17 protein-coding genes are annotated in these 14,633 nt (G+C 65.4%); all 17 read left to right on the top strand.

Going from position 1 to position 14,633, the window contains the following annotated elements:
• The first annotated feature begins 4 nt into the window (after nucleotides 1-4).
• Nucleotides 5-1,318, top strand: coding sequence for a MotB family protein (locus AABA84_RS27585; protein ID WP_212248910.1), 1,314 nt, complete (start codon nucleotides 5-7; stop codon nucleotides 1,316-1,318).
• Nucleotides 1,315-2,493: a chemotaxis protein gene (locus AABA84_RS27580; RefSeq protein ID WP_212248911.1), complete on the top strand. Its 1,179-nt coding sequence runs from the start codon at nucleotides 1,315-1,317 to the stop codon at nucleotides 2,491-2,493. Before AABA84_RS27585 ends, AABA84_RS27580 begins: the two co-directional genes overlap by 4 nt.
• Nucleotides 2,490-3,818: a flagellar hook-length control protein FliK gene (gene fliK / locus AABA84_RS27575; protein WP_212248912.1), complete on the top strand. Its 1,329-nt coding sequence runs from the start codon at nucleotides 2,490-2,492 to the stop codon at nucleotides 3,816-3,818. The genes AABA84_RS27580 and fliK overlap by 4 nt, the downstream gene beginning before the upstream one ends.
• Nucleotides 3,769-4,350: a transglycosylase SLT domain-containing protein gene (locus AABA84_RS27570; protein ID WP_212248913.1), complete on the top strand. Its 582-nt coding sequence runs from the start codon at nucleotides 3,769-3,771 to the stop codon at nucleotides 4,348-4,350. Before fliK ends, AABA84_RS27570 begins: the two co-directional genes overlap by 50 nt.
• 90 nt (nucleotides 4,351-4,440) lie before the next feature.
• Nucleotides 4,441-5,673, top strand: a complete 1,233-nt coding sequence (locus tag AABA84_RS27565) for a flagellar hook protein FlgE (protein ID WP_338305432.1) — start codon at nucleotides 4,441-4,443, stop codon at nucleotides 5,671-5,673.
• A 34-nt stretch (nucleotides 5,674-5,707) separates the two neighbouring features.
• Nucleotides 5,708-7,186, top strand: a complete 1,479-nt coding sequence (gene flgK, locus AABA84_RS27560; protein ID WP_338305431.1) for a flagellar hook-associated protein FlgK — start codon at nucleotides 5,708-5,710, stop codon at nucleotides 7,184-7,186.
• A 3-nt stretch (nucleotides 7,187-7,189) separates the two neighbouring features.
• Nucleotides 7,190-8,248, top strand: a complete 1,059-nt coding sequence (locus AABA84_RS27555; protein WP_338313738.1) for a flagellar hook-associated family protein — start codon at nucleotides 7,190-7,192, stop codon at nucleotides 8,246-8,248.
• Nucleotides 8,249-8,303: 55 nt separating this feature from the next.
• A complete protein-coding gene (gene flaF / locus AABA84_RS27550; protein WP_212248917.1) occupies nucleotides 8,304-8,648 on the top strand; it encodes a flagellar biosynthesis regulator FlaF in 345 nt (114 codons plus the stop codon).
• Nucleotides 8,648-9,058 (top strand): flagellar biosynthesis repressor FlbT, encoded by a 411-nt coding sequence (flbT, locus tag AABA84_RS27545; RefSeq protein ID WP_212248918.1) that lies wholly within the window; start codon nucleotides 8,648-8,650, stop codon nucleotides 9,056-9,058. The genes flaF and flbT overlap by 1 nt, the downstream gene beginning before the upstream one ends.
• A gap of 14 nt (nucleotides 9,059-9,072) precedes the next feature.
• Nucleotides 9,073-9,495 carry a flagellar hook assembly protein FlgD gene (flgD, locus tag AABA84_RS27540; protein WP_212248919.1) on the top strand — a complete coding sequence of 141 codons (423 nt, stop codon included), beginning with the start codon at nucleotides 9,073-9,075 and terminating at the stop codon, nucleotides 9,493-9,495.
• A complete protein-coding gene (gene fliQ / locus AABA84_RS27535; RefSeq protein ID WP_018318462.1) occupies nucleotides 9,492-9,758 on the top strand; it encodes a flagellar biosynthesis protein FliQ in 267 nt (88 codons plus the stop codon). The genes flgD and fliQ overlap by 4 nt, the downstream gene beginning before the upstream one ends.
• A gap of 76 nt (nucleotides 9,759-9,834) precedes the next feature.
• On the top strand, nucleotides 9,835-11,916 hold the full coding sequence (gene flhA / locus AABA84_RS27530; protein WP_338305429.1) for a flagellar biosynthesis protein FlhA: 2,082 nt from the start codon (nucleotides 9,835-9,837) through the stop codon (nucleotides 11,914-11,916).
• Entirely contained in the window at nucleotides 11,913-12,665 is a 753-nt protein-coding gene (gene fliR, locus AABA84_RS27525) for a flagellar biosynthesis protein FliR (protein ID WP_338313737.1), read from the top strand. The genes flhA and fliR overlap by 4 nt, the downstream gene beginning before the upstream one ends.
• Before the next feature lie 37 nt (nucleotides 12,666-12,702).
• Complete coding sequence (locus AABA84_RS27520; protein WP_212248945.1) at nucleotides 12,703-13,092, top strand: hypothetical protein; 390 nt, start codon at nucleotides 12,703-12,705, stop codon at nucleotides 13,090-13,092.
• Nucleotides 13,089-13,565 (top strand): rod-binding protein, encoded by a 477-nt coding sequence (locus AABA84_RS27515; protein ID WP_338305428.1) that lies wholly within the window; start codon nucleotides 13,089-13,091, stop codon nucleotides 13,563-13,565. Before AABA84_RS27520 ends, AABA84_RS27515 begins: the two co-directional genes overlap by 4 nt.
• 42 nt (nucleotides 13,566-13,607) lie before the next feature.
• A complete protein-coding gene (locus tag AABA84_RS27510; protein WP_338313736.1) occupies nucleotides 13,608-14,123 on the top strand; it encodes a flagellar biosynthesis protein FlgN in 516 nt (171 codons plus the stop codon).
• Complete coding sequence (locus AABA84_RS27505) at nucleotides 14,120-14,578, top strand: hypothetical protein (RefSeq protein ID WP_212248924.1); 459 nt, start codon at nucleotides 14,120-14,122, stop codon at nucleotides 14,576-14,578. Before AABA84_RS27510 ends, AABA84_RS27505 begins: the two co-directional genes overlap by 4 nt.
• The last annotated feature ends 55 nt before the right edge of the window (nucleotides 14,579-14,633 follow it).

Below are 14,633 nucleotides of genomic sequence, written 5' to 3'. Positions count from 1 at the left end.
CGCCATGGAAGAGGTCAAGCATGAACTCGTGATCGTCCGCCGGCGCAGCGCTTTCGCTGAGGAGGCGCATCACGGCGGCGTATGGAAGATCGCCTATGCGGATTTCATGACCGCGATGATGGCGTTCTTCCTGGTCATGTGGCTGCTCAACGCGCTCAACCAGGATCAGAAGCAGGTCGTCGCGAGCTATTTCAATCCGATCCAGCTCGCGGAAAATGCCCCCGCGCCGAAGGGCCTGAAGAATCTCTCCAAGAAGGAGCCGACGTCGTTCGAAGGCCAGGACGGCAAGCGTCAGCCGGCCGGCTCGAACGAAGAGCGTCGCGGTGACTCGCCGACGGCCGAGAAGCCGGCCTCCTATGAAGAGAAGGTCCTGTTCCGTGATCCCTATGTGACGCTCGCCGAGATCGCCAATAGCGCGAACCAGTCCTCGGGGCAGCGACGCGTCGGCGCGCTGACCTCCGCCGAAGAGGATGGTCTCAAGGGCGGCGATGCCTACCGCGATCCCTTCGACCCCGGCTATTGGAAGCTGGCGCCGCAAGCGTCCAAGGATGCCGATCGGATCATCGAAAGCGAGCCCAAGCCGAATGCCTCCGCGCGCGACGGCGCGCCGGGCACGAATCAGGCCGAGCCGCAGGCCCGCCGCGCCAAGGCGGACGATGCCGGCGGAAGCCTGGCGCCGAACGCGGATGCGCAGTCCGCAAACCTGTCGCCGCTGCTGCCGCCGGGGCCGGCGCCGGCGCAATCCCCGCGCGAGGGCAGCGCCCAAGCGACCGTTCAGGCCAACGCCGCCGCGCAGGCGCATCCCAACGATACGACGAAGGAGTCCGATCCGCGCGATGCGGCGCAAACCCAGCAGCCGACCGTCAAGCAGCTTCAGGCCGCGATCGCGGACGCGCTGTCTGACATCAAGGCAGGCGCCGGGCCGGCGGCCGAGGTGCGTCAGGTCGAGGAGGGCCTCCTGATCAGCCTGACCGACGATGCGAGCTTCGGCATGTTCGCGGTCGGCTCGGCCGAGCCGCGGCCCGAGCTGATCCGCGTGATCGACAAGATCGGGCCGCTGCTGGCGAAACGCCAGGGCATGATCATCGTCCGCGGCCATACCGACAATCGGCCGTATCGTTCGGAGACTTACGACAATTGGCGGCTATCGACCGCCCGCGCCCAGATGGCCTATTACATGCTGGTTCGCTCCGGCGTCGACGCGTTGCGGATCGAGCATGTCGAAGGCTATGCCGACCGCCGGCCGAAGCTTCCGAACGATCCGTCGGCCGCGCAGAACCGCCGGATCGAGATCCTGATCCGTGAGAAGCGCCCTTGATCAGGCCGCTGCTCTGCGCCGCATTGCTGCTCCTGCCGTTCACGGCAGCGAGCGCGCTTGCCCAATCCGCGCGCCAGGCGGGCGAGCCCTATGAGCTCGTCCGCGCGTTGCAGGCGGTGCAGGACGGCATCGCCAGTGGTGACACCGCCGCGCATGGCAGCCACATCGCGTTGATCCGGCAGATCGGAGAGAAGTTTCTCGCCGCCGATCCGGGCGTGTGGAGCAACCCGCAGAACAGCCAGGCTGCGGTCATCTACCTGCTCAGCGGCGGCGCGCCGCAAATCGTCCGCAAGCTGCCGCGCGACAAGATGAACGTGGACGAGCGGCTGTTCAACGGCGCGCTCGCCTATGTCGAGGGTCGTCAGGAGGAAGCGCGGGAGCTGCTCAAGGACGTCAAGCCGCGGACGCTGTCCTCTGGCCTCGGCGGACAGGTCGCGCTGGTCCAGGGCGCGTTGTTCGCGCGTTCCGAGGCATCGCTGGCGATCGAGCGTCTGGACGACGCGCGCCTGCTCTTGCCCGGCACCTTGGTGGAGGAGGCGGCGTTGCGGCGCGAGATCCTGCTGGTGGGGCAGGCGGAGGAGTTCGACAAGTTCGAGTTCCTGACGCTGGCCTATATCCGCCATTACCGCAACTCGATCTATGCCGGCGATTTCTGGCAGCGCTTCTCCACGGGCCTGACGCAATCGAGTCTGGCGCTCGACGATCGCCGCTTCGCGCGGATCGCAGCGCTGCTCGAGCAGATCGACCGCGCGAGCCGCCTCAAGCTTTATCTCGTGATCGCGCGCGCGGCGATGGTGCGCGGACAGTTGACCGTGACGCGGCTTGCCGGCGAGCGGGCGCTGGCGCTCAGCGCCGACGCCTCCGCGGATCGCGAGCGGGCGCATTTCTTCCGCGGCACCGCGCGGGCGCTCACCGACGAATATGACGGCGGTCTCGCCGAGCTGAAGGCACTCGACCGGTCGAAGCTGCCCGAGCGCGACGTCCCCCTCTTGAATGCCACGGTGCAGCTCGCGCTCGATGTCCGCAAGCAGTTTCCGGGCGGATCCGCCGCCGCAGCCGACAAGCCTCCGGCCACGCCGGCGCGTCTCGATCTGGCGTCATCGACCGTGACGCTCGCGCGCGCGCAGAAGCAGCTCGGCGAACTCGAACTCCTTACCAGGGACCGCCGCCCATGACCAAGCTCAGTGGAACCTCCGGACAGCTCTTCTCGGGGCTCGCCGAGAGCCTCAACATCCGCGGGACGTCGCGTTCGGCAAAAAGCGCCGGGGCCAAATCGCAGGCTGGCTCGTCGTTCAACGATCTGCTCCACACCGTCTCGAGCCTCGCGAAGCAGGCACTGAACGATGAGGGCAGCGATACGACCGCGAAGGCCGGAACGCTGCGCACGCGTCTGCCCCACCCAGCGGGCAAGGACAAGTCGAAGGACGAGACGGACGATCGCACCGAGGCGACCGACGTGCTCAAGGCCGGCGACCAGACGACCGAAAAATCCTCGGAAACGCAAAGTCCGGTCGACCATGACCCCAAGCCGGATGTTTCGAACCGCCCGAACGCTCCCGCGATGGTCGGACAGGATATCGTTGCTGCATCGGCCGCAAAGCCGCAAATGCAGTCGCAGTCTGGCGACAAGAAAGACGTGCTCGCGCGCGACGAGCGCTCATCCGGGGCGAAGCGCGAGGTTCCGGCGACAGGTATGGCGAAGGCAATGGCGGCGGATTCCGCGCCATCCGCTGCCGTTCCGGCCGGCGCGCGTGCGCAAGGCGGCGCATCGCAAGCCGCGGTCGCACTGCCAGGCAGCGAGGCTTCCGCCAAAGCCATGCCCGCGACACCAGGTTTCGAGGCGGTCACGGCCAATGTCGAACGCGCTGCCAAGGCGTCAGCGCGTGACGTATTGCCGGAGACGACCAAGGTCACCGTGGTCCAGCAGGAGACCCATCTGCCTCCGGCGCAGTTCAACGCCCCGCAACAGGTCGCCAATGCGGTCGTTGCCGAGCTGAAGGACTCTGCAGGCCCGGCGGCGTCCACAGCGCCCGATCTCTCGGCATCCCAGACCAATGCGCCGGATCAGCCGCTGAAGATCCTGACCATCAATCTCGAGCCGCCCGCGCTCGGCAATGTCACCGTGCGCCTTCGTCTCGTCGGCACCGAAGTGTCCGTCCACCTCGCGGCCGCGCGCAAGGACACGAGCCAGATGCTGGATCAGCAGCGCGACCAGATCCGCGATCTCATGCAGTCGGCGGGCTATGTCGCCGACATCGCGCCCGTGCAGCACGGCTCGCTGGACGGATTTCAGAGCGGCTCCGGCCAGTCGCAGCCGCAGCTGTCGGGCCAGCAACAGCCCTCGTCGCAGTCGCAAGGCACGTTCGACGGCTCAGGGACGTCGTCGGGGCAGTCCGACGGCGGCGCGAAGCAGGCCCGCCAGGAGCGCCAGCCCAGCCAGGAGACGCGTCATGACCAGGACGTGGCGCCGCATCTTCGTCGCGGCCCTGTTTATCTGTAATGCGGGCGCCGCGGACGCGGCCACCGACGGCGCGCGCCCCTGCGAGCGCGAGATGGCGCGCGCGGCCCAGCAGCATGGAATTCCGCTCGGCATTCTCTATGCCGTCGGTCTCACCGAGACCGGGCGCCGCGGCGCGCTGCATCCTTATGCCCTCGGCGCCGACGGCCAGACCGTGTTCGCCAGGGACATGGATGATGCGATCGCAAACTTCCAGGCCATGCGCAGCAAGGGCATCAAGCTGATCGATCTCGGCTGCATGCAGATCAACCATTACTATCACGGCGACAAGTTCGCCTCGGTACGCGCCATGTTCGATCCCGCGAAGAACGTCGAATATGCCGCGCGCTTCCTGAAAGAGCTGAAACAGCGCGAGGGCAGCTGGACCATGGCGGTGGCCCGCTACAATGCCGGCCCCAACAACCAGCCGGCGCAGAAGCGCTATGTCTGTCACATCGTCGCTCACCTCGTGTCGAGCGGCTTCGGCGCATGGACCGACAAGGCGCGCTCGTTCTGTCAGCCCAAGACGACATGACGACGTGAAGTTGTGCATGGTTCCGAACCATCAGCCCCGCGCAAGCAAGATCCCCCATTGTAACTGCAACCTACCAAAGGAGCCCACTTCATGAGCCTGTATGGTGTTATGCGCACCGGTGTTTCCGGCATGAGCGCGCAGTCCAACAAGCTGTCGACGGTTTCGGACAACATCGCGAACGTCAACACCACCGGTTACAAGCGGGCTTCGACCGAATTCTCCTCGCTGATCCTGAAGAGCGGCTCCGGCAATTACGACTCCGGCGCTGTCGAGACCACCGTCCGTTACGCCATCAGCGACGCCGGACATACGCAGTTCACGACGTCGTCCACGGACCTTGCCGTGCAGGGCAACGGCTTCTTCGTGGTCTCGAACGCCGCCAACACGCAGCAGTTCCTGACGCGCGCCGGTTCGTTCGTGCCGGACGCTCAGGGCAACCTCGTCAATGCGGCGGGCTACTACCTTCTGGGCCAGCCCGGCAAGGTCACGAATTTCTCGCAGAACAGCCTGTCCGGCATGCAGATCGTCAACATCGCCCAAGTCTCGCAGGTGCCGGTGCCGTCGACGGCGGGCACGCTCACGACCGGCAATATGGATCCGAAGGCGGCTGTCATTGCCGGTCCTCCCGGCCCGGCGTCATATTCATCGAAGAGCTCGATCGTGGCCTACAACAATATCGGCCAGGCCGTCACGCTCGACGTCTACATGTCCCATACGGCGACGGCCGCCGGCACGGACACTTGGCAGATTCAGGCCTACAACTCAGCGACAGGTGCGTCGGTTGGTGCCGCCACCACTTTCACCTTCGATACGACCGCAACCGGCAAAGGCGCGCTGGCCGCGGCGAGCCCAACGACTCTCGCGCTCACTGTCCCCGGCGGTGCAGCGATGACCCTCGACCTGTCGAACATGACGCAGGTGGGTACCGACTTCAGCTTCAAGGCGACCGTCAACGGCAGTGTTCCCGCGGCGATCGACAAGATCAATGTCGACGAGAAAGGATACGTTACGGCCGTACTCAAGAACGGGCAGCAGAGGACGCTCTACACCATCATGCTCGCCGACGTCGCAAGCCCCGACAATCTGACGCCTGAGCCGGGCAACGTCTATTCGACCAACATGAATTCCGGCAACGCGCAGGCCGGGAACGCCGGCACCGGCGGGCTCGGTACGGTCCAGTCCGGCGCCCTGGAGGACTCCAACGTCGATCTCGCGGATGAGCTCACCGGGATGATCGAGGCGCAGCGCGGCTTCACCGCGAACTCGAAATCGTTCCAGACGGGCGCCGACCTGCTCGACGTCGTCGTCAACTTGAAGCGCTGAACTCTTCAGCGCTCCCCCCGGGCAAGAGTAGATCATGTCCCTTACCGCTGCTCTCGACTCCGCTCGCGCCTCGCTCATGGCGTCGGGCATCCAGTCATCGACGATCTCGCGCAACATTGCCGGTGCCAGCGCCACCGGCTATTCGCGCAAGATCGCCGTGCTCGACAACCTGCCCAATACCGGCGTCTATGTCGCGGCGATCCAACGCGCCGCCAGTTCCGGTCTCTATTCGAACGTGCTGACCGCGACCTCGTCGTCGGCCAAGCAGAGCGTGATCTATGACGGGCTGCAGAAGATCGCGGCCTCGACGGTGGACGATCCCGAGCTCGAGCAGTCGCCGACCGCCCAGCTCAACAAGCTGAAGAAGGCGCTGCAGCAATACGCCAACTCCACCGACAATGCGACCTTGGCGCAGGCCGCCGTGACGTCCGCCAAGGACATGGTGACCGCGCTGAACCAGGCCACCAAGACCGTGCAGTCGGTCCGCGAAGGGGCGGACGCCGACATGGCGGCGTCGGTCGCCAACATCAACCAGCTGCTGTCCCAGTTCGAGACCGTCAACACCGCGATCGTGAAGGGCACGATCTCCGGCGACGACGTCACCGACTATCTCGACCAGCGCGACAGCATCGTCTCGAGGATGTCGCAAGAGGTCGGCGTCTCGATGTCGATCCGGCCCAATGGAGATGCGGCGCTCTATACCGACAGCGGCGTCGTTCTGTTCGACAAGATAGCGCGGACCGTGAGCTTCGCACCGACCAACGCCTACACCGCCGGCACCACGGGCAATGCCGTCTATATCGACGGTGTGCCCGTGACCGGCGCCAATTCCGTCATGCCGCTCAAGTCCGGCAAGCTCGCCGGTCTTGCCCAGCTGCGCGACAAGGACACGGTCACGTATCAGAGCCAGCTCGACGAAATCGCGCGCGGCTTGATCGACGCCTTCAAGGAAAGCGACCAGTCACCTGTCCCGACGCTGGCGGACAGGCCCGGTCTGTTCACCTATCCCGGCGCGCCCGCGATGCCTGCGAGCGCCACGATCTCGGTGGGCCTCGCGGGCAAGATCGCGGTTGCCGCCTCGGTCGATCCGGCCGTGGGCGGAAACCCGAACCTGCTGCGCGACGGCGCGATCAGCGGCGTTCCCGCCTATAATTACAACACGACCGGCAATGCCGGCTTCTCGACGCGGCTCCAGCAGCTCATCAACAACATGGGCGCCCCGCAGCCGTTCGACGCCGCGGCTCAGGGCAAGCCGAGCGGCAGCGTGATCGAGTTCGCGTCCTCCTCGGCGAGCTGGATCGAAAGCCAGCGCAAGACCGCCGACGACAACGTCCAGTATCAGAATACGTTGCTCGACCGCAGCACCGCGGCACTGTCCAACGTCAGCGGCGTGAATATGGACGACGAGATGTCGTTGATGCTGCAGGTCGAGCGCACCTATTCGGCGTCGTCGAAGATCATTTCCACCGTCGATGAGATGCTGCAGAGCCTGCTGGCTGCCGTGGGGAATTAAGTCATGATGAGCGCGAACTACATCTCGACCCTGATGCTGTCTTCGTCGTTGAGGTCGTCGATCACGAACAACCAGAGCGCGCTGACCAAGGCCTCCAAGGAGGCGACCACCGGCCGTTTCGCCGATGTCGGCCTCGAGCTCGGCACGGGGACGGGCCGCGACGTGGCGCTGCGCGCCGATTTCGACTTCGCCGACCAGCTCGTCGACACCAACGAGCTGGTTGCGGGGCGCCTCGACGTGACCCAGAACCGGATCACGCAGCTCGGCAAGACCGCGTCGGAATTCCTCAAGAACCTGATCGCGGCCCGCGACGCCGAAAGCGGCGCGAAGATCATCATGCCGAGCGCGTCCGCGAACCTTCAGGACGTTATCGGCGCGCTCAACGTTTCCTACAACGGGTCGTATCTGTTCGGCGGAATCAATACGCAGACCGTGCCGATCACGAACTACACGGCCGGCTCGGCCAGCAAGAACCGGGTCGATGCGGATTTCGCGGCGGCGCCGCCTGCGGGCTTCGGCTTCTCGCAATCTGCACCCGGCGTGAGCACGATCACACCGGCGCAGATGCAGAACTTCCTCAACGGTGCCTTTGACACCGAGTTCGCAAGCCCGGCCTGGAACGCCAACTGGTCGTCGGCGACGGACCAGACGCTGTCGAGCCGCATCTCCACGACCGAGGTGGTCGACAGCTCGGTCAGCGCCAATCGGCCCGGCTTCCGCAAGCTGGCCGAGGCCTACACCATGCTCACCGATCTCGGGAATACGAGCCTGAGCAAGGACACGTTCCAGGTCGTCGTCGACAAGGCCATCGGTCTGGTCAGCGGCGCGATCAACGATCTGGCCGTGCTCGGCGGTACCGTCGGCTCGATCCAGCAACGGGTCACCGGCGCGACCGAGAAGCTGAAGATCCAGAAGGACATCCTCAACGACCAGATCGTCAAGCTGGAGAAGGTCGATCCGACCGAGGCCTCGGTCCGCGTCAACACCCTGCAGACCCAGATCAAGACAGCGCTCGCGCTGACCTCGCAGCTGCAGCAGATCAGCCTCATCAACTATCTCTAGAGCCGAGGCTCGCTACCTCGTCTTGTTATCCGGTCTCCTGCGCAGAGTGATGCTGATGACGTTTGAAGCCTATGAATCGGTCGTCGACGAGAGCGGTCACGAGGCGCGGGGCCGCGAGCGGCAGGCGCTCAGCCTCGGCATCGACCGGCTCGAGCGGATTCAGAGAGGCGTGTTCCGCCTCGAGGATCTGGTCGAGAGCCTGCTCTATGTGCGGCGGCTGTGGACGATCTTCATCGAGGATCTCTCGCATCCGGAGAACGGGCTCCCGGACAAGCTGCGCGCCGACATCATCTCGATCGGCCTGTGGGTCGTCAAGGAGGCCGATCGCCTTCGCGAGGAGAAATCGAACGACGTGATGCAGCTCATCGAAATCAACCGCATGATCCGAGACGCTCTTTGATGAAGATCTCCTTGCGGGCGGGCGAACGGATCTACATCAACGGCGCGGTGCTGCGCGTGGACCGCAAGGTCTCCGTCGAGCTCGTCAACGACGTGATGTTCCTGCTGGAAGGGCAGGTCATGCAGGCCTCCGACGCCACCACGGCGTTGCGGCAGCTCTACTTCATCGTCCAGCTCATGCTGATGAACCCGACCGACATCCGCGACGCCGCGGCGCTCTATGCCCAGCATCACGCGGCCCTGCGCGCGGTGTGCGAGAGCCGCGAAATGCTGGACGGATTGGGCGCGGTCGACGAGCTGGTCGAGGCGACCCGCTACTTCGAGGCGCTCAAGCGGATCCGGGCCCTGTTCCCGGTGGAGCAGGCCATCCTGGCCGGCACCATCACCGAGTCCCCATTCCAGGCTGCCTGACAGCGGAGAGGTACATGAACGTCAACAGCGCCACCGACAGCACGAGCAAGTCGTCCAGTTCGACCGGCTCCACCAATTCGACCTCGAGCAACAGCGTCGACTACAACACGTTTCTTCAGCTTCTCGTCGCCGAGATGAAGAACCAGGATCCGACCAATCCGATGGATACGTCGCAATATATGAGCCAGTTCGCGCAGCTCTCGACGGTCGAGCAGGCCATGCAGACCAATTCGAAGCTGGATGCGCTGCTGTCCTCGCAATCGTTGTCGCAGGCCAACGGCCTGATCGGCAAGACCGTCAGCTTCACCGACGCCACCGGCGCGAGCTTCAGCGGCAAGGTCGCCTCGGTCTCCATCAACGCCGACGGCTCCATCGCGACCCTCGAGAACGGCACCAAGGTCGCGGTCGGACCGGGACTTACGATCAGCCAGTCATGAACGAACGGGACGCTCTCGACATCGTCCAGGCGGCGATCTGGACCATCATCGTCGCCTCCGGGCCCGCGGTCGGCGCCGCGATGCTGGTCGGCACCATCATTGCGCTGATCCAGGCCCTGACCCAGATCCAGGAGGTGACGCTGACCTTCGTTCCGAAGATCATCGTCATCCTCCTGGTCGTTGCCGTCTCCGGCTCCTTCATCGGCGCGCACCTCTCCACTTTCACCGAGATGGTCTATTCGCGGATCGAGCGCGGCTTCTGATCCGCGCCGGCCTCGGCCACCATCCCCGCGTAAGCTTTGCGGGGCAGATTAGGGGTGGACCCCCTGCCGGTGACCCATGGCCGATACGTTAGTTGCTAGCCTGCCGACCCCACGACGATTGGGGGCCGACGCCTTTTTCGCCGGCGGTATCGTGGCCATGCTCACGATCCTGTTCCTGCCGATCCCGCCGATCCTGATCGATCTCGGACTTGCGTTCTCGATCGCGCTGTCGGCGCTGATCCTGATGGTCGCGCTGTGGATCCAGCGACCGCTCGACTTCTCGGCCTTCCCGACCGTGCTGCTGATCGCGACGATCCTGCGGCTGGCGCTGAACGTCGCGACCACCCGCCTGATCCTGTCGCGCGGCGGGGAGGGCGAGCAGGCCGCCGGCCACGTCGTCGCCGGCTTCTCCAAGTTCGTCATGGGCGGCGACTTCGTCATCGGCCTGATCATCTTCGCCATCCTGGTCACGGTGAATTTCGTCGTGATCACCAAGGGTGCGACGCGTATCGCCGAAGTCGGCGCCCGCTTCACCCTCGACGCCATTCCCGGCAAGCAGATGGCGATCGACGCCGATCTGTCGGCGGGCCTGATCGACGACAAGGAAGCCCAGCGCCGGCGCCGCGAGCTCGAAGAGGAAAGCGCGTTCTTCGGCGCCATGGACGGTGCCTCGAAGTTCGTTCGGGGCGATGCCATCGCCGGCCTGATCATCACCGCGATCAACATTTTCGGCGGCATCATCATCGGCGTCACCCATCACGGGCTGACGCTGTCGCGCGCGGCCGACGTCTACACGAAGCTCTCCGTCGGCGACGGTCTGGTGTCGCAGATGCCGGCGCTCATCGTGTCGCTGTCAGCGGGTCTGCTGGTCTCCAAGGGCGGCACCAGGGGATCGGCCGAGCAGGCCGTGCTGCGGCAGCTCAGCGGTTATCCGCGCGCGGTGTCGGCCGCCGCGCTGATGATGTTCGTGCTCGCCTTGATGCCGGGGCTGCCGCTCGCGCCCTTCATGCTGCTCGGCGGCGTCATGGCCTTCGTCGGCTACACCTTGCCGAGGCGGCAGGCGGCGCGGGAGCGGAAGGAAGATGTGCGCAAGGCCGACGAGCGCGCCCAGGCCGAGGCCAAGGAATCCGTCAAGGACCAGCTCAAGACGGCCGAGATCGAGCTTGCGCTCGGTGGCCATCTTTCGGTCCATCTCCTGGGCTCGCGCACCGAGCTGGCCCACCGCGTGGCCAAGATCCGCAAGAAGTTCGCCAAGCAGTACGGCTTCGTCATTCCCGAGATCAAGCTCAGCGACAATCTGTCGATCGACCCCAAGGGGTACCAGATCCGGATCCACGACACCCGCGTCGCCCATGGCGAGCTCAGGCTCGGCGAGGTGCTGGTGCTGGTCGACAAGGACGGCAAGCCCGACGTGCCCGGCGAAGAGGTGATCGAGCCCGCCTTCGGCATGAAGGCGCTGTGGGTGACGGAGGCCTTCACCGATGAAGTCAAGCGGCAGGGCTGCAAGCCGGTCGACAATCTGTCGGTGCTGCTCACGCATCTGAGCGAGGTGCTCAGGGCGAACCTCGCGCAGCTGCTGTCGTACAAGGACATGCGCGCGCTGCTCGACCGGCTCGATCCCGAGTACAAGCGCCTGGTCGAGGATCTCTGCCCGTCGCAGATCTCCTTTTCCGGCCTGCTGGCGATCCTGAAGATCCTGCTGGCCGAGCGCGTCTCCATTCGCAATCTCCACCTCATCCTCGAGGCGATCGCCGAGATCGCACCTCACGTGCGGCGCTCCGAGCAGGTCGCAGAGCACGTCCGGACCCGGCTAGCCCAGCAGATCTGCGGCGACCTCTCCGACAACGGCGTGCTCAACGTCGTCAGGCTCGGCAACCGCTGGGACCTCGCGTTCCACCAGAGCCTGAAGCGCGACGCCAAGGGCGACGTCGTCGAGTTCGACGCCGATCCGCGCCTGATCGAGCAGTTCGCGACCGAAGCCAGCGCCGCGATCCGCAAGTTCACCGAGAACGGCACCAGCGTGGTGCTGGCGGTGACGCCGGAAGCCCGTCCCTATGTGCGGATGATCCTGGAGCGGGTGTTCCCGACCTTGCCGATCCTGTCGCATGTCGAAGTCGCGCGCAGCGCCGAGATCAGGGCGCTCGGAGCCGTGTCGTGATCAGCGGCCTTGCCGACAGCGTGCTGGTGACGTTCATCGTGTTCTGCCGCATCGGCGCCTGCCTGATGCTGGTGCCCGGCTTTTCCAGCGTCAACGTTCCGGCCCAGGTCCGCCTGTTCGTCGCACTCGTCACGACGTTCGCGCTGACGCCGATCCTGATCGCGGTGCTGAAACCGCTCACGGACAACGCCGCGCCGCTGACGCTGGCGCTCCTGATCTGCTCCGAGCTCGTGGTCGGCAGCGTCATCGGGCTCGGCGGGCGGGTGTTCTTTCTCGCGCTGCAGACCATGGCGACCGTGATGGCGAGCGCGATCGGGCTCAGCAACATCCCGGGGACGCCGGTCGCCGACAGCGATCCGGCACCGGTGCTGGTGCCGCTGATCATGGTGTCGGTCACCACGCTGTTCTTCATGACCGACCAGCATTGGCAGGTCCTGCGCGGGCTGATGAACTCCTACGACGTCTGGCGTCCCGGGAGCCGGCTCGGCGGCGGCATGGCGCTCGACCTGCTCGTCGGCCGTCTGTCGGAGGCGTTCGTGCTGACGCTGCGGATCGCCAGCCCGTTCATCGTCTATTCGGTGATCGTCAACCTGGCGGTCAGCCTGATCAACAAGCTGACGCCGGCGATCCCGGTCTATTTCATCTCCGTGCCCTTCGTGCTGTTCGGCGGCTTCATGCTGCTCTACCTCACGAGCGACGAGCTGCTGACGCAATTCATGCTCGGTCTCTCGTCCTGGCTGGCGGAGTGATGCTGTGACGACGTCGCGCGCGGACAAGCTCGGCCGGATGGTTTCGCTGGTGAAGCTCCAGCTCCGGCTGTCCGAATGGCAGCTCGCGCAGCTGCGGCAGCAGGAGAGAAGCCTGCAGGACGAGCAGGAATGGCTGGTGGGAGCCCTGAACGATGGCAAGCCGCCGGCGGGATCGTCGAGCGAGTCGATCGCGCGGCGCTTGAACAGGACGAGCGTCGGTGCGCGCGCGATCCGGACGCAGGCCGCGCAGCAGCTCGACCAGGTTCGCGCCGAGAGCCGCCGCGTCAAGCAGCTCGAGCAGGTCGCGAAGGCGGCGCTGGCCGACAAGCTCCGTGACGCCGAGAAGCAGGTCCTCGAGGAGATGACGGGAATAAGCCCAGCCGTGCGCGCGTGGACGCCACCGCCAGCCAACCGGAACAAGCCATGATCGTGACCGCGACACCCGACCTCGTTCTCGACGTCCTCGATGCCGCCGACCCCGTGACGCAGCGCGCGGCGACCGCAAAACTCGACGCGTTGAAATCATCCGGCGCCGACTTCGCCGCCACGATGGACGCGGAGGCCGGCAAGGCGGCGGCAGCTGCCGAGCAGCCCGCGACGAAGGTTGCCGAGGCGCAGTCGGATGCGGTGAACGGGGCGCCGGTTCGGATGATCAAGGCGCCGGCGTCCGGCGAGGTGTACCGGAAGTTCGAAGCTTTCATCCTCCAGACCTTCGTCGAGACGATGTTGCCGAAGGAATCCGAGCAGGTCTTTGGCAAGGGCACGGCTGGCGGCGTCTGGAAGTCGATGCTGGCGGAGCAGCTTGGCAGCCAGCTGGCAAAGGGCAACGGCATTGGCATCGCCAAGCAGCTGGCCGCCGCGAATCCGGCGGGGCCGAACGGTGCTGGCAAGGCCGGATGATGATCCGCGAACGGGTGACAGAAGTTGAAGGGTGAATTTCCTATGCAGGCACAAGACAGCGCGGCGGCCATGGTGATCGAGCAGCCGGTCGCGAACACCGGGGTGATGACGACGGAGGCGGCGGCAGAAGCCGATGCGCTGCTGCCCGTGCTGCTGCCGGTCGTGAGCGGCGAGGCCGTGGTCGACGGCGCGGATGCGGCGAGATCGGATGAGGTGCGCGGCCTGCTGGCAGCCATCCGCCGGCTCGAGAGCATCGTCGAGGAGGAGACGGTCGCGCTCGCGACGCGTCAGAAGATCGATTTCGACGACTTCAGCGCCCGGAAGAGCCGGAGCATGCTCGAATTCGTCCGCCTGATGCGGGCGCGGATGCATCTCGGCGGCGACGTCGAGGTCACCGAGGAAATTCAGCGGCTGCGCGAGAAGCTCGAGCGGAATCGCTCGATCCTCGAAATGCACTACGACGCGGTGCGCGAGGTCGCGAGCATCATCGTCAAGGCGATCAAGGAAGCCGAGTCGGACGGCACCTATACCGGTCGCGCAGCGCAGGACGGAAAATGATCAGACTGGTGCTGGCCGGGCTCTGGGTATGCATCCTCACCGCGGGCACGAGCTATGGCGTGGCCTATTGGAAGGAAAACGGCAGCCTGCTGCCGGCGAAGGACGAATACCTCGACGGGCTGCAATACCAGAAGACGCGGGCCCTGAGCGTGCCCATGGTCGAGAACGGCATTGTGCAGGGCTATATCGTCGCGCGCTTCGTCTACACCGTGGAGGGGCGGACCATGCACCAGCTCAACGTTCCGCCGGAGCCGTTCGTCGTCGACGAGGCCTTCCGCAGGATCTATGCCGACGAGCGTCTCGATTTCAGGAAGCTCGCCCGCTACGACCTCTCCATCCTGACGACCGCCATCAAGCAGCGCGTCAACGAGCGGATGCAGGCTGACGTCGTCCAGGACGTTCTGGTCGAGGACTTCAACTACGTCTCCAAGGAAGAATTCCAGCAGAAGCCGTAGAGCGTTTCGAGGCCGGAGAATCCGTCCTCACGCCTCTGCCGCCGAAAATGCAACG

The organism is Bradyrhizobium sp. TM239 (assembly GCF_036247985.1).
GTDB lineage: Bacteria > Pseudomonadota > Alphaproteobacteria > Rhizobiales > Xanthobacteraceae > Bradyrhizobium > Bradyrhizobium ottawaense.
The sequence above is the reverse complement of the archived record's forward strand: the minus strand, read 5'-3'. Positions and strand labels throughout refer to the sequence as shown.